The 17457-nt window shown below is 62.1% G+C and carries 17 protein-coding genes and 1 pseudogene; 11 read left to right on the top strand and 7 right to left on the bottom strand.

The features are described from left to right. The first annotated feature begins 19 nt into the window (after positions 1 to 19). From ACKUUH_RS09775 to ACKUUH_RS09765, 3 genes are all read left to right on the top strand, one after another. Complete coding sequence (locus tag ACKUUH_RS09775) at positions 20 to 685, top strand: NrsF family protein (protein ID WP_407949721.1); 666 nt, start codon at positions 20 to 22, stop codon at positions 683 to 685. Between the two features lie 50 nt (positions 686 to 735). Further along, complete coding sequence (locus ACKUUH_RS09770) at positions 736 to 1248, top strand: peroxiredoxin-like family protein (protein ID WP_407949720.1); 513 nt, start codon at positions 736 to 738, stop codon at positions 1246 to 1248. 154 nt (positions 1249 to 1402) lie between these two features. Next, positions 1403 to 1603 (top strand): hypothetical protein, encoded by a 201-nt coding sequence (locus ACKUUH_RS09765; protein WP_407949719.1) that lies wholly within the window; start codon positions 1403 to 1405, stop codon positions 1601 to 1603. A 93-nt stretch (positions 1604 to 1696) separates the two neighbouring features. On the opposite strand, the gene ACKUUH_RS09760 is transcribed toward ACKUUH_RS09765, so the two are convergent. From ACKUUH_RS09760 to ACKUUH_RS09750, 3 genes are all read right to left on the bottom strand, one after another. Then, positions 1697 to 2368, bottom strand: coding sequence for a DUF6969 family protein (locus ACKUUH_RS09760; protein ID WP_407949718.1), 672 nt, complete (start codon positions 2366 to 2368; stop codon positions 1697 to 1699). After that, positions 2358 to 2588, bottom strand: a complete 231-nt coding sequence (gene nrtS / locus ACKUUH_RS09755; RefSeq protein WP_407949717.1) for a nitrate/nitrite transporter NrtS — start codon at positions 2586 to 2588, stop codon at positions 2358 to 2360. Before nrtS ends, ACKUUH_RS09760 begins: the two co-directional genes overlap by 11 nt. A 62-nt stretch (positions 2589 to 2650) precedes the next feature. Next, complete coding sequence (locus tag ACKUUH_RS09750) at positions 2651 to 3985, bottom strand: patatin-like phospholipase family protein (RefSeq protein WP_407949716.1); 1335 nt, start codon at positions 3983 to 3985, stop codon at positions 2651 to 2653. Between the two features lie 388 nt (positions 3986 to 4373). Between ACKUUH_RS09750 and ACKUUH_RS09745 the strand changes: the two genes are divergently transcribed. Beyond that, positions 4374 to 5060, top strand: a complete 687-nt coding sequence (locus ACKUUH_RS09745) for a tetratricopeptide repeat protein (protein WP_407949715.1) — start codon at positions 4374 to 4376, stop codon at positions 5058 to 5060. A gap of 29 nt (positions 5061 to 5089) precedes the next feature. Here ACKUUH_RS09745 and ACKUUH_RS09740 read toward each other — a convergent pair whose 3' ends face one another. Then, complete coding sequence (locus ACKUUH_RS09740) at positions 5090 to 5686, bottom strand: carboxymuconolactone decarboxylase family protein (RefSeq protein WP_407949714.1); 597 nt, start codon at positions 5684 to 5686, stop codon at positions 5090 to 5092. Between the two features lie 248 nt (positions 5687 to 5934). Between ACKUUH_RS09740 and ACKUUH_RS09735 the strand changes: the two genes are divergently transcribed. Then, positions 5935 to 7014, top strand: coding sequence for a DUF3179 domain-containing protein (locus tag ACKUUH_RS09735; RefSeq protein WP_407949713.1), 1080 nt, complete (start codon positions 5935 to 5937; stop codon positions 7012 to 7014). Between the two features lie 147 nt (positions 7015 to 7161). Continuing rightward, positions 7162 to 8736: a sensor histidine kinase gene (locus tag ACKUUH_RS09730; protein ID WP_407949712.1), complete on the top strand. Its 1575-nt coding sequence runs from the start codon at positions 7162 to 7164 to the stop codon at positions 8734 to 8736. Between the two features lie 124 nt (positions 8737 to 8860). Here ACKUUH_RS09730 and ACKUUH_RS09725 read toward each other — a convergent pair whose 3' ends face one another. From ACKUUH_RS09725 to ACKUUH_RS09715, 3 genes are all read right to left on the bottom strand, one after another. Then, positions 8861 to 9226, bottom strand: coding sequence for a hypothetical protein (locus ACKUUH_RS09725; RefSeq protein ID WP_407949711.1), 366 nt, complete (start codon positions 9224 to 9226; stop codon positions 8861 to 8863). Positions 9227 to 9326: 100 nt separating this feature from the next. Further along, positions 9327 to 9797, bottom strand: a complete 471-nt coding sequence (locus ACKUUH_RS09720) for a DoxX family protein (RefSeq protein WP_407949710.1) — start codon at positions 9795 to 9797, stop codon at positions 9327 to 9329. 157 nt (positions 9798 to 9954) lie between these two features. Next, positions 9955 to 10257 carry a DUF2282 domain-containing protein gene (locus ACKUUH_RS09715; RefSeq protein WP_407949709.1) on the bottom strand — a complete coding sequence of 101 codons (303 nt, stop codon included), beginning with the start codon at positions 10255 to 10257 and terminating at the stop codon, positions 9955 to 9957. 624 nt (positions 10258 to 10881) lie between these two features. Here ACKUUH_RS09715 and ACKUUH_RS09710 point away from each other — a divergent pair. The 5 genes and pseudogenes from ACKUUH_RS09710 to ACKUUH_RS09690 form a co-directional block, all read left to right on the top strand. Next, positions 10882 to 11184 carry a hypothetical protein gene (locus ACKUUH_RS09710; protein ID WP_407949708.1) on the top strand — a complete coding sequence of 101 codons (303 nt, stop codon included), beginning with the start codon at positions 10882 to 10884 and terminating at the stop codon, positions 11182 to 11184. 62 nt (positions 11185 to 11246) lie between these two features. After that, complete coding sequence (locus ACKUUH_RS09705) at positions 11247 to 12803, top strand: efflux RND transporter periplasmic adaptor subunit (protein WP_407949707.1); 1557 nt, start codon at positions 11247 to 11249, stop codon at positions 12801 to 12803. Then, positions 12800 to 15934, top strand: coding sequence for an efflux RND transporter permease subunit (locus ACKUUH_RS09700; RefSeq protein ID WP_407949706.1), 3135 nt, complete (start codon positions 12800 to 12802; stop codon positions 15932 to 15934). Before ACKUUH_RS09705 ends, ACKUUH_RS09700 begins: the two co-directional genes overlap by 4 nt. A gap of 230 nt (positions 15935 to 16164) precedes the next feature. After that, the gene (dusA, locus tag ACKUUH_RS09695) at positions 16165 to 17187 is read left to right on the top strand and encodes a tRNA dihydrouridine(20/20a) synthase DusA (protein ID WP_407949705.1); all 1023 of its coding nucleotides are present in this window, start codon (positions 16165 to 16167) and stop codon (positions 17185 to 17187) included. Positions 17188 to 17202: 15 nt separating this feature from the next. Further along, a pseudogene (locus ACKUUH_RS09690) lies at positions 17203 to 17457 on the top strand (TSUP family transporter); the annotation flags it as partial.

Here is a 17457-nt window from a genome sequence, read left to right as displayed (position 1 = left end):
AAATGCGCGGAGTAACGTCGTGAGAACGGAAGAGTTGGTTGGTTCTCTGGCAGGCGATGTCAGGCCCGTCCGGCGGCTCTCTTCGCCTCCGGTTCGCCTGCTTGTTTGGTTCGGTCTCTCCTTGCCCTGGGTTGCCCTTATCGTCTGGTACCGGGGCCCGAGGGCGGATATCGCCTTGAAGATCGGTGAAGGCGGCTGGCTGTTCGAGCAGTCACTGGCGCTGACGACGGCGCTTGTGGCCGGTCTCGCGGCGCTGTGCGCCAGCATTCCCGGCCGTCCTGTCTGGGAGCGTGTTCTTCCTCTGCTGCCGCTGGGACTCTGGATTGCGATCGTTGTTGGCGGCAGCGTCCGGAGCGTCATGGTCGGCGGGGCATGGAGTTCGCTTGTGAAGGTCGATTGGGTCTGCCTTCCCAATATCGCCTCGCTCGGTGTTGTTCCCGCCATTGCAATGATCTCGCTCATACGCCGGGGGGCGCCCGTCTCGCCTTACGCGACAATTGGCTATGCCGCACTTGCCGCGACCGCGCTTGCCGAGTTCGGGCTCAGGTTTTTCCACGCGGAAGACGCAAGCCTGATGATCCTGGTTTGGCAAATGGGGTCCGTCGCACTCCTGACGGCGATCTGCACCGTCTTTGCGCGACATCTCTTTCCTTGGCGGATCGGCATCCGGACCGTGACCGGGTAGCCGCGCCATTCTCCACCCACCCACACCACACCGAAATGAAGGAAAAGCCAATGTCGCTCAAATCCCGTGTCACCGTTCCCAATCTCGACCTGCCACTTGCGGGAGGAGGCAGGTTCAACCTTGCAGAACAGAAGCCGGCGGCGTTCACGATGCTGGTCGTCTATCGCGGCCTCCACTGCCCTATTTGCAAGGGCTACCTCAATGACCTCAACCGCAAGATGGATGACTTCGAGCAGGCGGGTGTGATTGCCGTAGCCGCCACATCCGACAACGCCGAGCGAGCCGAGAAGGCAAAGCTCGGCTGGAAGCTCGACAGGCTTCCGCTTGCCTACGACATGCCGATCGACATTGGCCGCGAATGGGGATTGAGCGTCTCGAAGGCGATCGCGGACGCCGAGCCGGAAGTCTTCCTCGAACCCGGCCTCTTCCTCGTCGATCCCGGCCGGAAGCTCTATGCGGCCTCGGTTCAGACCATGCCGTTTGCCCGACCGAACTTCGCCGAAGTCCTTCAGGCAGTTCAATATGTCGTGAAGAATGGCTACCCCGCCCGCGGAGAGGCATAACCCGGCGGGGGCGTACCGGGCGCCGCTCACGCGACTGTGACCGGTCATTGTGCAACCTGATGATTGTTTGTGCCGAACAACCTCATGTCGGCTCGCCGCTGAAGCGCGGTCCGTCCGATGTGCTGCGGCACAAACACAATCAGAGGAACACACAATGCGTACGCTCAAGAAGTCCATGCTGGTTCTCGGCTCCGCCGTTGCGCTCGGAAGTATCGCCATGGTCGCGGCGCCGGCGCCCTCGCACGCCCCCCAAACAGTCTCGGGGGCGGCCCGCCCGGGCGCGGCCCCCGCTTTCGCGGCGGGCGCCAGCGCGGCGGCGGGCCAACCCAGGTTCTCGCGCTACGGCAAACGGTAATCTGTCCGCGCTTTAAGTTCGAAAGCGTCAGACCGGCGTCGATGGGTGTCCTTTGCGGCGCCTGTCGGCTCCGGTTTGCGCGTCGGGCACCCTTCAATCGAGATCGAGCGCTTCGCGTATTTCCGCCAGCCGGACTTCGAGATCGATCTTCTTCCAGGAAACGACTTCCAGTCGGCGGTCCTCGAAAACATCGCGCTCCGGGTGTTCTCTCCGCCACGCCTCGATCGCGACATCGCGCTCCCGGATCAGCGCTTCGAGGTCGGCCCTGTAAACGACGGGTACGGCCGACACCCAGAGATTGACCGCGGGCGCGGGAACCGGCCCCTCGATCTGGAACCGGTCGAGCATCGCAATGGTGTCCTCTGCCGTGTAGAAGGCTTCGTCGGTGACCCACCTGTTGGTCGTGAATAGCCCGACGGGAAATCCCCGCTGATCGACCGATATGCCGGCAAGGTGACAGATCGTCTTGTCGTCGCGGCTTCGCGAGAGGCCGTCCATGCCGCCGGCCTTTTCCGGCCGCAGGAAGAGATGGAAATGCCCGAAGTCGCTGTAGCTCGGCCTGGCTGGTGGGTGCGCGTGGAAATAATACTGACTTCCATTCTCCGGGTCGCAGATATCGCCGGGGGGATAGTGTTCGAGTTCAACGAATGGCATTCCCTGCAACACCTCAAGGACGATATTCGATCCCGCTTCCGCAAATGACTGCATGGCGGCGACGATGCCGGCGGCCGCGTTGGCGGCCTGCTCGAGCTTTTCAGCGTTCATTTCGGTTGCCGCCGCTATAGGCGCCGTATGCGCCATAGGACGCAACGAAGAAGGGCACCATATAGGTCAGCGTGCCGCGCAATATGTCCACCTCACCGGTGGCGAGAATGGACGCACCCTGATTGATGACATTCAGAATGGTGCCGACAACCAGCGCCACGCGAAAAGCCCTCAGGGATTCTCGTCGGGAGAAGGTTCTCTTCAGCGCTTCCGTGTCCATGATTTGGCATCCATTTTTGTTGTCGTTCATCGGGTATCGGCGGGTTTCGGCGTCCGGGGCGATCACGGCAGAGTAAGCCTGAACCGTTCGAAGTCGGACGACTTTGCCAGAAGCTGCCTTGGCAGCGCTTTCAATGCATCGATTTCCTCTTCCTCCAGCGAAAGAGAAGTCGGGATGGCATTGAACCATTCCCTCTCCTCGGCATCCTCGATGTCCTCCAGTGTGAGGCTCACAAAATGGACGCGCACTTTCGCTTCGCGCGGCGCCCGGCGGTTGTTGACCATCCGCTCCCAGTCCTGAAAGCTCCGCCGCGCCTCGGCCACCGTATTGGTGTTCAGAAGATTGAGCGCGGCATCGAAGGACGCGATAGTCGTGGAAACGATTCCGGGTTCTCGTCCCTCGGTCGACCATTCATAGGGCTTGTAGCTTTGCGCGTTCGAAATGATGACCAGGACCTGCGTTACCTGGTCGAGAGAGGATTTCGTGAATGCACCCTGCATGCTCGGCACATCCCCGCCATGCAGGACGGGACTCATGATCGAGCCCCGAATACCGAGATTGTCCGTCACGCCGCCATCGACGAGACGAACGACCGGCATGCGATCCGGATCAAGGTATCGCTCGAGCTGCCGCGCCACCTGATACGCACCCGATTCCCGGTTCCGCCGTTTCAGGGCCTCCTCGACCCAGGGCTTGTGCCGCCCGGTGCAATCCCGAGCGTAATTTCGCAACGGGATCGGCGCGAAGAACACGGGCACCGCCGACGACGCAAGCACAGCGTTCGCGACCGGATAGCGTCCGAGATCCGAGCAGAGGAAGTCGAATTGCTGTTGAACGAATGAGAAGGTCAAGCCGGTGTTCAGGTCGCTGGCATTGATGATGGTACAGGGCAAGTCGAGCCCTCGCATCGACGAAAAGGTCTTTCCCTCGAAAACCTCGGAATCGAGCCAGTCTGCCGCAAGATCGCTGCGATTGAAATTTTCGGAAGTCAGTGCGCCCAGCGAGATCGGGTTCGCGAGCCTCGCAAGCATTTCCGCCTGGACGTCGCGCTTGAGGAAACGCGTTTCGTAGTCTTCGAATATCCGTTCCCCGAAAAGTCCATAATAGGCAGCCGTGTAGCTGCCGCCGGACACGGATGTGACCACGTCGATCTCGTCGATCAGTTTGTGTTCCGTCCCGCCAATGGAGATTGTCGTGTCGCGCAGTGTTTCGAGAAGCCCATAGGACATTGCCGCCGAGCGCATTCCGCCGCCCGAAAAGGCAAGGATGACGAAAAGTTCGTCCGCCTTGCCCCGCGGCGAACAGTGCCTCACCGGATCGTTATCGTGTGTTCCGGACATTTCAACCGGGGCATTCCAGTTGCGCGTGGCGCAGCCGGCAAGAGCGAGTACAGCCATGAGCACCCCTGCCAGTCGTGTCATGCTGTGATGTGTCTTTCTGTTCACCGTGGCCGGCAATTAGCCTACGTTTGACGAGCGATTTCGCCATTGAGATTAATGGATGCAGAAGAGGGAAGAACCTCACACCTTCGTGAAAGACGCGAGGTAACCTCCACCGCTATGCAGGCGAATTCGTTGTCATGCCAGCCTGCGAAAGTCACCCCATCGCAGAATGTCGTTCTGGCTACCTTCGTTCGCCTCACTCCTCGGAAAAGCATGGGGGCGAATGAACCCGCGACATGCCGCCGCTCGTGCCCCCACCGGATCCTCCGCTATCCGGACGAGCGGCGGCAGATCGCCCCGGTCTGCCTCTTACCGAAGTCCAGGTTTCCCCCACAGAAATGAAATGACCGTCATGTCTTTCCGGGTAGTGATTTTACAGGTCGCGCTGGCACTTCTCTCGAGCACGCAGATGACGGCGACAGCCGCTCTCGCGATGGACATCGACAGCGAATGCGCGGCCTTCTCGGACGTGGATTTCGACGGCAGTTTTTCGGAGGCGCTCGGCGACCGGCTCTACCATCGCGGCTTCTACCCGGAAGCAATGACGGCATGGCATTGCGCTTTCCTGGAGGAAGCGGATTCGGGCGCCGCATTCCGGATGGCCGTCGAATACATCGACGCAAAAGTGGTCGAGTACGATTCCGGCCGGGCGCTGGAACTGCTGACGGCGAGCGCCGTGCGGGGAGAGGCAAGGGCGCAGTTCGAACTAGGTGCGATCTACGAGGATGGCACGCTCGACAAGGCAGACCCGGTGCGGGCGATGCTCTGGTACATGGCCGCGGCCCAGCAGGGGCATGCTGCTGCGGAGTTCAGTCTCGGTAACATGCACGAAACGGGATCGTTTGCGGGAAGCGATAAGTTACTGGCGTATTCGTATTACGAACTGGCGGACCGCCACGGCTTCCCGTTGGTTGCGAAGGAAGCAAAGGAGCGCCTGGCCCTGGAGCTGTCTGATCGGGATATAGAGCTTGCACGGCAGACCGTCAGGAGGGTCGAGGAAAAGCGAAGAACGGTACCGGCCTCCCGCTGATAGCCAATGCTGCCAGAACGCCGCCCCCGTCACACCGGTTCGTGCTTGCCGGCGTTCCAGTCCTTCGCGCTCAGTGCCTCCTTCGCATAAACGAGCGGCTCTGTCTCCAGCGGCGTTCCCAGTGTGTCGTTCCAGCGGTTGAGAAAGCCGAAGAGCGAGATGATGGCGACGATCTGAAGTATCTGCTTTTCCGAATAGAACTTCCGCAGATCCTCGAAATCCGCATCGGTCACTGCGTTCGGTGTCTGCCCGGCCGCCTGCGCAAAGCGCAACGCGGAGCGTTCGGCGTCGCTGAACGAGGGATGGGTCTCGTATTCCCAGATGGCCTCGAGTTTTTCCGTGTCCGCGCCGGCGTGATGTGCCGAATGATGAGTATGCGCCTGGCAGTACAAGCACCCTGCGGAGTAGCTGCACATATAGGCGATCATGTTATTGAGGCCCGGCGGCAGGTCGGAATTCAGGTTTACTGCCGCGGCAAGTCCCGCAAACGCCTGAACCAGTTCCGGCCGGCGGGCCATGATCAACAGGCTGTTCGGCAGGAATCCCATCGCGGTTTCGACCATCGACAGTATCGGCACGAGTTCTTGCGGAACCGAAGCGCGGTCGAGCGGAAGCATCCTGGACATGAGACATCCCCCTTTTTTGCGGACCGCGCCGTTAGGGCGGGTATCTGGTGATATCTGATTACAAGGCCGTGCCTGAAATCACGCTTGTGTGAACAGGAAATCCTGGGGCCGGCCCCGCCTTCGGCATGCCTTGTCACGAACAGGTGAACGTCTGTTTCCGGAAGGTGAACACGCGATGAGATGCCGCGGCGGTAAGTTTGTTCATCGTCTCGTTAGCCGAACACGGAAATCTGAAACGGCGGTGAAGTATGATCGGGTTGCGACGTTTTTCGATGTCTGGTTTCGTCGCCGCACTGGTGATATCCGGCACAGTGGCTACGGCGCCGGCGCAAGCAGGGCCGCCGTTGTCGACCGCCTCGGCTTTCGAGGCTCGCTTTGCTCGCGCATGGCCAAACACGGATTTCTCCTCTGTTGAGATACCGGCGGACGAAATCTTGTCGGGGGGTCCCCCCAGAGACGGCATTCCATCGATCGATGCCCCCCGGTTCGTGCGCCTGAGGAACGGAAATCCATCTGGATGGGCGTCCCGCCTGCGCGACAGGGAACCGGTGATATCGATCGAAATTTCCGGTGACGCTAGAGCTTATCCGCTGCGCGTTCTGATGTGGCATGAGATCGTCAACGACGAGGTCGGCGCCATGCCGGTCGCGGTCACCTACTGCCCGTTGTGCAATGCATCGATCGTATTTGACCGGCGCATGACGGGGCAGGTGCTTGACTTCGGTACGACGGGGCTCCTGCGGCACTCGGACCTGGTCATGTATGACCGTCAGACGGAGAGCTGGTGGCAGCAGTTCACCGGAAGTGCATTTGCAGGAACGCTGCAGGGACACAAACTCAGGATGGTGCCCTCGCGCCTCGAGAGCTTCGCCGCATTCAGGCAGCGTCATCTGTCCGGCCTGGTCCTGGTGCCGGAAGATCCGGACTCCCGGCGATACGGGGTCAATCCCTATGGCGGCTACGACAGCGCGGCGGGGCCGGGATTTATGACCGGCGAGGTGAATACATATCCTCTCGCTCCAATGGACCGTGTGGTGGTGTTCGAGCTGGATGGAGCGCCGGCTGGCGTCGCATTGGACTATCTGCGTAGCGTGAAGCGCCTCGCCGTGAACGATGTGGTCCTTGAATGGGAACCGGGACAGGCATCGGCACTCGACACGCGGAGCATTGCCGATGGGAAGGACGTCGGAAACGTCGTTGTGCAAAAGCGGGGCCGGAACGCGAAGGTCGATATCCCTCACCAGGTGACGTTTGCCTTTGCATATCGTTCTTTCTTTCCCGCGGGTGCCATCATCGGATTGCAGTTCAATCATGGCGCGGCGGAGTAGGTTCTTGCGGGAGCGTCGCGGCGGCGTAACATTTTTCGCGGCATGCGCGAATGACAAAGCCGCGCTCATCGAGCCGCACGGTTCGCGGGCAATCAGCACGAAGTGTGATTTTTGACGTTCACATCACGCCCCGCACGAGTTCCCTTCATGCCTTCACCCGCCGGTCAGCCGGATATCCGTTCCTCCGTCGGCGGTATGCTGGTGCGATGCCGCTTGTGTTGGCGCATTACGGCAATGGTCTTCCTCGCCATCATGGTGATCGAAGCGGCAATTCTCGTCCCTTCATACCGAAACTACGAGCGGGACCGGCTCGCTTCGGTGTTCGATGCCGCTTCCGCCGCCGTGGATGCCGGATATGAAATCGCCGGCCGCCCGGGCCTCGAAAGCGACGGGATGCGTGCGGCCGCCACCGCCCTCATGGGAACGGCAGGCCTGAGAGGGCTGGCGATCGTCGACCCCCACGGTGGCCTCGTGCTCGCGGTGGGGCGATTGTCCGAGGCACCGGTCGTCCCGGCTCTTGGACAGGGGACCGGGATTCGCCAGATCGATCGTTCATCTGCGGCGGCAACACGCGCCTTCGGCGCGTTGCCCGGCTACCGGCTGGTACTCGACGTCGATACCCCCTTTCTGTCCGGAGACCTGAAAAGGTTTCTGGTGCGGATCGGTGGGTTGATCGCGGTCATCTCACTCGTTGTCACCGTGGCGACGATGTTCGTGCTTCGGGGCGTCGTACTCGAGCGTCTCGTGCAGCTCGCTCACAATATTTCCCTCGCAACCCGCAAACCTGAGAGGGCGCAGGAGCACCAGACGCCTGCCGGGCGGCCGGATGAACTTGGAATTCTCACGTCGAATGTAAATTCGCTGCTCATTTCCACCTCGGTTGCGCTGGCCGCGGTTCGCGAGCGGGAGGAGCGGCTTGTCGGTCTGAACCGGACCCTGGAGCAGCGTGTCCAGGAACGAACGGCGGAATTGAGCGATGCGAAAATTGCCGCCGAAACTGCGAGCAATGCGAAATCCGCATTCCTTGCGAATATGAGCCACGAGCTCCGGACCCCCCTGAATGCGATTATCGGATTTTCCCAGCTCTTGACGTCCGATGAGGACGATGTTTTCACGGATGACCGTTATCGCGAATACGTGGTCGATATCTGCAAAAGCGGCGAACATCTTCTCGCGCTCATCAACGACCTCCTCGACATTTCACGCATCGAGGCTGGCCGCTTTGAACTCAGCGAGGAAGAGGTCGACATCGACCGAATGATCGGGGATGTCATGAGCCTCGTCTCGCTCCAGGCGCGAGAGAAGGACATTGCGCTGACGGTATCCGATTCCCGGGCGGCATCCATGCTTCTGGCGGATTCGCGCGTCCTGAAACAGATCGTCCTCAATCTCGTGGCCAATGCGGTCAAGTTCACGCCGAGGGGCGGGCAGATACGTACCGAAGTCCGGGTATCGGCGGCGGGCGACATCGGTATCGCCGTGATCGACACGGGCATCGGAATAGCGGACGACAAGTTGGAAATGGTTTTCGAGCCCTTCGGTCAGGTCGCCAGCCATCTCGCTCGCGAACACCAGGGCGCCGGTCTTGGCTTGCCGTTGAGCAAACGGCTCCTGGAGCTGCATGGGGGTACTCTTGAAATCAGGAGTACGCTGGGAAAGGGAACGCGGGCTACCGCGTGGTTGCCTGCCAGCCGCAGGTTGAGGAAAGCCCGTATCTCATAAGTCCGGGGTGCGGCCCGGCCCGGGGTGGCGGGCGTCGGGAGTGTGCGGTTGGCAGGGGCGGGTCATGTCCGGCGCGGAACTTTGAAACCTCCCTGAGAACCTCGCATCCTCGACGCCGCCGGAATCAGAACGGTACCTTGCCATCCATGATGACGGCTTCGCGCTGGGCGCCCTCGGCATTGGTGAAACTGAACTTCTGGCCGACGCTAACATCGCCGTTCTGCATCGCCACGCATTGTTCTCCGCCGCCCGACTGCCAGGACACGCAGAGCTGATCGCCGTTCTTCTTCCACGTGCCGACATCGGCTTCGCCAGTCGAGGTCGCAAGTGATGCCGAGCCGTTCTCGTTGAAATAGTAGCGCGTTTCCTTTCCGTCGGCCGACACCGAAACTGTGTTGCCGATAGCGGTATCGAGCGCCGTCGCTGCCATGGCGGCCGGCATCGCGGCGAGAGTGAAAAGAACCGCACCGGCGGCGAAAATGGTCTTCATTTGTTTCTCCCTTTTGATTGTCTGGATGTTCGCGTCCTTGCGGCGGTCCGAACGCAACACGATGCAGCGTCCGTCTCGCCGTTCTCACTCATACTCGAACTCAAACTTGATCGCTTTGGCCCAGTGTTCGCGCAACCGCCTCGTCCACCGAGAACAATCCGCCGCCCTTCGACACGAGGTACAGCAGCATCGCCGCCCATGTCATGTGAACCACATAGGCTTCGGGATAGACGAAAATCTGAATGACCGCCGTCATGACGAGAAGGGCAAGCGCGCTCAATCGCGTGGCAAGGCCCACCAGCACGAGAACCGAAAAGATGTGCTCGGCGTAGGTTGCCATATAGGCGGCCCAAGCGGACGGAATGACGGGCAAGGCGTACTCGTTCTCGAAAAGGTAGAAGGTGCTGCTCTTCAACGTCAGAAGTCCGTCGACCTTCGTCCGCGCGGACAAGAAGAAAACGAAGAAGACGGCTACTCGCATCAAGGAGGCGTAGATCCAGTCCGGAATGCGCGCGAGGATGGAATGTGCCAGGAGAATAAGACGGCTGGCCTGTTGAAAGAGCTCGCCCATTTTGAACCTCCGTGATGGACAATGAATCTGTCGGGACGCCCGGAGATTTCGACCCAGCGACCCCGGCCGCCGGGTTCGGCACGAGGACGGACGAGTTTAGTGGCGGAGGCCCGGCTCCGGCGACTGTCGGAACCGGGCCGGGCTTCCCCGATACGCGTTACGACGGAAGCTGCGTGTCCTTCGCTTCGAGGCTGCCATTGCCATGGGGCGTTTCGATGCTGGTGCAGGTGCCGGCCGGAACCAGGCTCCAGGCATTGCCCTGATAGTCGAGCGTGGACGTGCCCGCGCAGGTCGTGCCGGGGCCGGCCGCGCAGTCGTTCTTGCCGGCCAACGCGACGCCGTAGCACTTCTCCATGGATGCGTCTTCTGCCTGAGCCGGCGCAGAGAAGCTCGCAAGCGTCAGCGCCGTTGCAATGGCGCTGGCTGCGGCGAGCGAGTTGGTGAAGGTGATTTTCGACATATTGTAGTCTCCAATTTGACTTTGATGACTGGGATTGACGCAACAAAACAACGCGGCCACCGGGAGCGGACAGAGGAGAACCCGCAAATCTTCCGCAGCTCACAAGCATGAACCTGACGGATATCGCGGGCTTTGGAAAATCACTTGGTTTCACGATATTCAACGCCGCGCGCACGAGCGATCACAGCCGCGTGACTGCACTTGCCGGAGCGGATATTGGATCGGCGACTCGTGTAACCTCCGGGCGTCCTCGAACGAATATCGCCGAAATCCGCCCACGGCCGCATGCCGACTGTTTGTAGGCGGAGCAAATACGCGGTCGCTTGCTTCTCTTCTCACGAGAGGAAGAGCAAAAAGGGAAGCCGTGGACCGAGGCAATTTGAGGGACAGAGTTCCGCTCGCAAGACGTTCCACCGTTCGGGCTTCTATCTTAGGGCGGCGATGCGGGAAGCCGGGCCTCGATCGCTTTTGCACGTCGCAGACAGAGGGCGACCGATTCTCTGCTTTTCCATGACAATTTCGTGTAGCCGGCAGAAGAAAGGTCTGTGTTAGTCTGTAGCCATGAAGCGATCTGTCCACAGTTGCCGAAGCATATCTCGGATCCGCCATTGGCTTGCGGCAGCGGTGACGGTCGCGCTGTTGCTGACAGCGGTTTCGGCGCCGGCGAACGATCTCAATATGATCGCATCGGCAAACGCTATGGACGAGATGGCAGATTCAGGCCACAGCGGGTGCGACGACACCAAACCGAAGACGTGCGAAGGCTCGGCCCTCTGCATGACTGCCTGCGGCAAGTTACCGCTTCAGCTCGCCGCCGCGCCTGAATTTGTCCCGGTTGAGCTTGCCCTCAAGTCGGTTCGCGAGCCGGATATTGGTCGGACCGATCTTTCTCCCTCACCTTTGCGACGCCCTCCCAGGCTGGTGTGACGCACCGGCACGCGGCCGCTTCTGGCCGCGCGTGATTGTCACATCAGGTTCTGGAGAGTCATATGGTTCGCTTAACCAAAGCGTTCGCGACCGCCATGCTTGCGGCTGTCGTGACGGCAGCCGGCGCAAGGAGCATCGCCGGCGCCCAATCTCAAGCTTACAAATTCGAGGCCGTCTCGGAAAAAATTCCGGTTGGCGAGAGCGTGCGGATCGAGGTCCGGCTGCTTGAGCCGGGCGGCGCGCCGGTTCCGGCCGGGAATGTGGACATCGTCTCGTCTCGGCTCGACATGGGTCCCGACGGCATGGCGGTGATGGAGACGCCCCTCACACCGGTTTCGGCTGGCGTGCCGGACGTTCTGGCCTTCGAAGCGAAGATCGCGATGGCCGGCCGCTGGACGCTCGGCATCGTGGCCGAAGTCGGCGGTGCGTCCGATCCTGTCGAAGGCGAGGTCGTCTATACGGCGGTAGAGGAGGCGGCCGATGCCGCGACCGCCGCGCCTGCGTCTGGAGAACGGAAAGTCCGTTATTACCGCAACCCGATGGGCCTGCCCGACATATCGCCGGTGCCGAAGAAGGATTCGATGGGGATGGATTACATCCCCGTCTATGAGGAGGATGTGGCGGCGCCCGCCGGAACCGTCCGTATCGGTCCGGAAAAAACGCAACGCGCTGGCGTCAGGACGGCGCCGGTCGAACGCCGCGACCTCGTCCGCACGATCCGCGGCGCCGGTACCGTAACCGTAGACGAAGCGCGCGTGGCACTGGTGACGGCGCGGTTCGACGGATTTGTCGAACGTCTCGATGTCCGCACCACTGGCGGCACGGTGGCGGCCGGCGAACCGCTGCTGACAACCTGGATCGAAAGCGACGAATTGCTGCGCAAACAGGCCGATTATCTTTCGGCATTGTCGCGCGGCGGCCGCGATGTCGAGCGTGCCGCGAGCAATCTCCGCCTCTTCGGCATTTCCAATGCCGTCATCGCGGAAATGGCACGCACGCGCACACCGGCGCGGGTGGTGACCTTCGAGGCGCCGGTCGGCGGCACTGTGCTCGAGAAACCCTCGCTCGACGGCATGCGCTTTGCGGCCGGTGACACGCTCTTCCGGATCGCCGATCTGTCGAGCCTCTGGGTGATCGCCGAAATCACCGAACAGGACCTCGCGCTCGTCCGCCCCGGCCAGACCGCACAATTGTCGATGCCGGCCATGCCCGGCGAACCGCGTGCGGCGATTGTCGATTTCGTCTACCCCGATATCGCGATGACGACCCGTTCGGGCCGGGTTCGGCTCGTCGTTCCGAACCCGGACGGGGACCTCAAGCCCGGCCATTTCGTGCGCGTCGATATCGGTGCGCCGGTCGGCGGCGAACCGGTGCTTGCGGTGCCGGCGGCCTCGGTCATCGATGACGGCACTCGTCAGGTTGTCTTCGTCGCGCGCGGCAACGGGCTCTTCGAACCGCGTGACGTTCGCCTCGGTGCTCGCGCCGGCGCCGACGTCGAGATCAGGGAGGGGCTTGCCGCTGGCGAAGAGGTCGTTACATCCGGCATCTTCCTGATCGACGCCGAGAGCAATCTCCAGGCGGCGCTCTCGGCTTTTACCGCCGAACAGGTGACGCCATGATCGCGGGTATCATCGGCTGGTCGGCGCGCAACAGCGTTCTGGTGCTGATCGGCACGCTCTTTGCGATCGTTGCCGGTGTCTATTCGATCGCGCGCATCCCGCTCGACGCGATACCGGACCTGTCGGACACGCAGGTCATTATCGTCACCGACTATCCCGGCCAGGCGCCGCAGGTCGTCGAGGACCAGGTGACCTTCCCGCTCGCGACCGCGATGCTCAACGTGCCGCGCTCGCGCGTCGTACGCGGCTTTTCCTTCTTCGGCGTTTCCTTCGTCTATGTCGTCTTCGAAGATGGCGCCGACCTCTATTGGGCACGAAGCCGTGTCCTCGAATATCTGAGTGCGGCGGTGGAACGTCTGCCGGACGGCGTGACGCCGTCGCTCGGGCCGGATGCGACCGGCGTCGGCTGGGTCTATCAGTATGCGCTGAAATCCTCCGAGCTGAACCTTGCCGAACTCCGCTCGATTCAGGACTGGCAGGTCCGCTTCGCCGTCTCGCGTGCCGAGGGCGTCGCCGAGGTGGCAACGGTCGGCGGCTTCGTCCGGCAATATGCCATCATCGTCGATCCGCTCCTGCTGAAGGAAACCGGGCTGACGCTTGCGGGCATCGCCGCAGCGGTCCGCGCCAGCAACATGGATGTCGGCGGCCGTACCATCGAGCTTGCCGAAACCGAATTCATGATCCGCGGCCGTGGTTATCTTGACGGCATCGCCGACATCGAAAAGATCGTACTCCGGGCCGAGAGCGGCACGCCGCTCCTGCTGCGCGACGTGGCGCGCGTCGAGCTTGCGCCGGACGAACGGCGCGGCGTCGCGGAATTGGGGGGCGAGGGCGAGGCGGTCTCCGGTATCGCCTTGCAACGTCATGGCGCCAATGCGCTCGATGTCATCGAAAACGTCAAACGCGAGCTCGCGGCCGTTGCGCCAAGCCTGCCCGGCAACACCGAAATCGTCGAGGTTTATGACCGCTCGGCGCTGATCGGTCGTGCCATCGACACGCTGGTGCGCACCCTGATCGAAGAAAGTATCGTCGTGACGTTGGTCTGCCTTCTGTTCCTCTGGCATGCGCGAAGCGCCTTTGTCGCAATCGTCACGCTGCCGGTCGGCATTCTGATGGCGCTCGCCGCAACTCATTTGCTTGGTATCCCTTCCAACATCATGAGTCTTGGCGGCATCGCCATTGCGATTGGTGCCATGGTCGATGCGGCAATCGTGATGATCGAAAATGCCCACAAGCGGCTCGAGCATGCGCCACCCGGCGCTTCGCGCACCGCCGTCGTCATCGAGGCGGCGCAGGAAGTGGGCCCGGCGCTCTTTTTCAGCCTGCTGATCATCACCGTCTCTTTTCTGCCGATCTTTACGCTTGAGGCACAGGAAGGCCGCCTCTTCAAGCCGCTCGCCGCGACCAAGACTTTCGCGATGGCGGCTGCCGCCTTTCTTTCAATCACGCTGGTTCCGGTGCTGATGACGATCTTCATTCGCGGCCGGATCGTGCCGGAGGCCAGGAATCCGCTCAACAAGGCACTGATCTGGGTCTACAGGCCCCTGATCGGCCTGGTGCTGCGCGCCCGGGGCGTCACCATCCTTGCGGCGGTTCTCGTGCTCGTCGTCACGGTTGTGCCGCTCGGTCGCATCGGTTCGGAGTTCATGCCGAACCTCAACGAGGGGACGCTTCTCTACATGCCGACCACGCTGCCGGGCCTCTCGGTAACGAAGGCCGCCGAACTGCTGCAGACGCAGAACCGGATCATCGCCGGTTTTCCCGAAGTCGCCTCGGTCTGGGGCAAGGCAGGCCGCGCCGACAGTGCGACGGATCCCGCGCCGCTGGAGATGTTCGAGTCGATCGTCAATCTGAAACCCGAAGACGAATGGCGGCCGGGCATGAACCTGGACAAGCTGATCGCCGAAATGGACACCGCGCTCCAGTTTCCCGGCGTCTCCAATGCCTGGACGATGCCCATCAAGGCCCGCATCGACATGCTCTCGACCGGCATCCGCACGCCGGTCGGCGTCAAGATATTCGGGCCCGACCTCGTCGAACTCGAACGGATCGCCCGCGAGGTCGAAACCGTCCTGCGGGCCGTTCCCGGCACTTCGTCGGCTTACGCCGAACGCGTCAATGGCGGCTATTTTCTCGACATCAGGCCCGACCGTGACCGCATCGCCCGGCTCGGGCTTTCGATGGAGACGGTGCAGGAGGCGATTGCGATGGCGCTGGGCGCGAAAGCCCTCACCACGACGGTTGAAGGGCGCGAGCGCTACGACGTGGTGCTGCGTTATCCGCAGGCCTCCCGCGCCAGTCCGGACGCGATCGCGCGCGAAGTTTTCGTCGCAACGCCCGCCGGTGCCGCCGTTCCGCTCGGCGAGATCGCCGACATCACGCGCGCGCGCGGGCCCACCATGATACGCACCGAAAGCGGCCAGCCGGTCGTCTATGTCTTTGTCGATATCCGCGGCCGCGATCTTGGCGGCTATGTCGGCGAGGCGCAGCGCGTTGTGGCTGGCGAAGTCGCGCTGCCGCCCGGCTACACGGTCGCCTGGAGCGGCCAGTTCGAATATCTGGCCCGTGCGGCGCAGCGTCTTGCGCTCGTCGTCCCGGTCACGTTGCTCGTGATCTTCCTGCTCCTCTATCTCAACTTCAAGAGCCTCACCGAAACCTTCATCGTGATGTTGTCGCTGCCCTTCGCACTGGTGGGCGGACTCTGGCTGATGGCGGCGCTCGATTTCAACATGAGCGTTGCGGCCGCCGTCGGTTTCATCGCGCTGGCAGGGGTGGCCGCCGAAACCGGCGTCGTGATGCTGCTGTATCTTGATCACGCGCTTCGCGACGCGAAGGCCATGGCTGCGGCCGAGGGCCGCGCCTTCACGCGCGCGGTTCTCAACGGCGCGATCATGGAGGGCGCCGTCTGGCGCGTGCGGCCGAAAATGATGACCGTCATCACCATCATGGCCGGGCTCCTGCCGATCCTCTGGGCCACCGGCACCGGCGCCGAGGTGATGCAGCGCATCGCCGTACCGATGATCGGCGGCATGGTGTCTTCAACCATCCTCACGCTGGCGGTGATCCCGGCGATCTATGCGATCGTTCACGGCATGGGATTGTCCGAAGACGACACCGGAGATGAAGGCTGAGTGCAAATGAATGCAGCTCGATCGACCGCGTCCACCTCCACCTCCACCTTCGGACAAAGGGCTCGACAATACGCCGCCCGGTCGCGGCGGCCCCGATTGCGCAACTTGACGAGAGACATTATTCGGGGTCTTTCGACGATCCCGATTTTTCTCTTGTACCTACACGCGCATCGAAGGGTACAACAGCGTAAACTAGGCCTCTTGAAGCCCGATCAGAGCCCGATAAACTGTTGAACACGCAAACAAATAAAATCGCGATCGCCCCTATGATGGACTGGACGGACCGGCATGACCGGTTCTTCCTGCGTCTCATCACGCGCCGTGCGCTTCTCTATACGGAGATGGTGACGACCGGCGCCGTGCTGCATGGGGACCGCGCGCGGCTGCTCGGTTTCGATGCGTCGGAACATCCCGTCGCCGTTCAGCTTGGCGGCTCCGATCCCGCCGATCTTGCGGAAGCAGCCCGCATCGCGGCGGACTTCGGTTACGACGAAGTGAACCTCAATGTCGGCTGTCCCTCGGACCGCGTTCAGTCCGGTCGCTTCGGCGCCTGCCTCATGCTCGAACCCGGCCTCGTCGCGCGTTGCGTCGAGGCGATGCGCGGCGCGGTCGCAGTTCCCGTCACCGTGAAATGCCGCATCGGCGTCGACCATCAGGCACCGGAAGAGGCGCTACCCGCCATGGCGCGCGCGGTCCGCGAGGCGGGCTGCGAAACGCTCATCGTCCATGCGCGCAAGGCCTGGCTCGAAGGTCTGTCGCCGAAGGAAAACCGCGACGTGCCGCCGCTCGACTATCCGCTGGTCTACCGGCTGAAAGAGGCGATGCCCGACACGGAAATCTTCATCAATGGCGGCATCGCGTCGCTCGACGAGGCACAAGCGCATCTCGCTCATGTCGATGGCGTCATGCTCGGCCGTGCCGCCTACCAGAACCCCTACCTCCTGGCCGGGGTGGATGCGCGTTTCTACGGCGACGACAGTCCGTCGCTCTCCCGGCATGAGGTCCTTGAAACCTTTCTGCCTTATGTGCAAAGAGAATTGGCGCATGGAACACATCTCCATGCGATGACACGGCATATACTGGGCCTCTTCCAGGGATGCCCGGGCGCGCGCGCCTTCCGCCGCCACATCTCCGAGAACGCGCCGCGTCCCGGCGCAAACGAAAATGTCATCCGCGAAGCCATGGACATGGTCTCGCGATCAGGACCCGCCCCCGAATCCAGAAAAGACCCGGCACTCGCCGCGGCTCGATAGATAAAGAACCGACGCATGAACATCGAAGCCATGTCGCTCATGGAACTCGCGCCTTTTGCGGCCGGGCTCATCGTCACCGGCCTTGTCGCCGGCGTCCTCGCGGGCCTTCTCGGCGTCGGCGGCGGCATCGTCATCGTGCCGGTCCTCTATCATGTCTTCACGCTGCTCGGCATCGACGAAGCGGTGCGCATGCATCTCGCCGTCGGCACCTCGCTCGGCACAATCGTGCTGACTTCGATCCGTTCCGTTCGCGCCCACGCAAAAAAAGGC

This window comes from Parvibaculum sp., assembly GCF_045863935.1.
In the GTDB taxonomy this organism is placed as follows: domain Bacteria; phylum Pseudomonadota; class Alphaproteobacteria; order Parvibaculales; family Parvibaculaceae; genus Parvibaculum.
The sequence above is the reverse complement of the archived record's forward strand: the minus strand, read 5'-3'. Positions and strand labels throughout refer to the sequence as shown.

Coding starts and splice junctions, on each gene's coding strand:
- ACKUUH_RS09770 (WP_407949720.1), top strand. CDS start 736: ATGTCGCTCAAATCCCGTGTCACCGTTCCCAATCTCGACCTGCCACTT.
- ACKUUH_RS09765 (WP_407949719.1), top strand. CDS start 1,403: ATGCGTACGCTCAAGAAGTCCATGCTGGTTCTCGGCTCCGCCGTTGCG.
- ACKUUH_RS09760 (WP_407949718.1), bottom strand. CDS start 2,368: ATGAACGCTGAAAAGCTCGAGCAGGCCGCCAACGCGGCCGCCGGCATC.
- nrtS (WP_407949717.1), bottom strand. CDS start 2,588: ATGGACACGGAAGCGCTGAAGAGAACCTTCTCCCGACGAGAATCCCTG.
- ACKUUH_RS09750 (WP_407949716.1), bottom strand. CDS start 3,985: ATGGCTGTACTCGCTCTTGCCGGCTGCGCCACGCGCAACTGGAATGCC.
- ACKUUH_RS09745 (WP_407949715.1), top strand. CDS start 4,374: ATGACCGTCATGTCTTTCCGGGTAGTGATTTTACAGGTCGCGCTGGCA.
- ACKUUH_RS09740 (WP_407949714.1), bottom strand. CDS start 5,686: ATGTCCAGGATGCTTCCGCTCGACCGCGCTTCGGTTCCGCAAGAACTC.
- ACKUUH_RS09735 (WP_407949713.1), top strand. CDS start 5,935: ATGATCGGGTTGCGACGTTTTTCGATGTCTGGTTTCGTCGCCGCACTG.
- ACKUUH_RS09730 (WP_407949712.1), top strand. CDS start 7,162: ATGCCTTCACCCGCCGGTCAGCCGGATATCCGTTCCTCCGTCGGCGGT.
- ACKUUH_RS09725 (WP_407949711.1), bottom strand. CDS start 9,226: ATGAAGACCATTTTCGCCGCCGGTGCGGTTCTTTTCACTCTCGCCGCG.
- ACKUUH_RS09720 (WP_407949710.1), bottom strand. CDS start 9,797: ATGGGCGAGCTCTTTCAACAGGCCAGCCGTCTTATTCTCCTGGCACAT.
- ACKUUH_RS09715 (WP_407949709.1), bottom strand. CDS start 10,257: ATGTCGAAAATCACCTTCACCAACTCGCTCGCCGCAGCCAGCGCCATT.
- ACKUUH_RS09705 (WP_407949707.1), top strand. CDS start 11,247: ATGGTTCGCTTAACCAAAGCGTTCGCGACCGCCATGCTTGCGGCTGTC.
- ACKUUH_RS09700 (WP_407949706.1), top strand. CDS start 12,800: ATGATCGCGGGTATCATCGGCTGGTCGGCGCGCAACAGCGTTCTGGTG.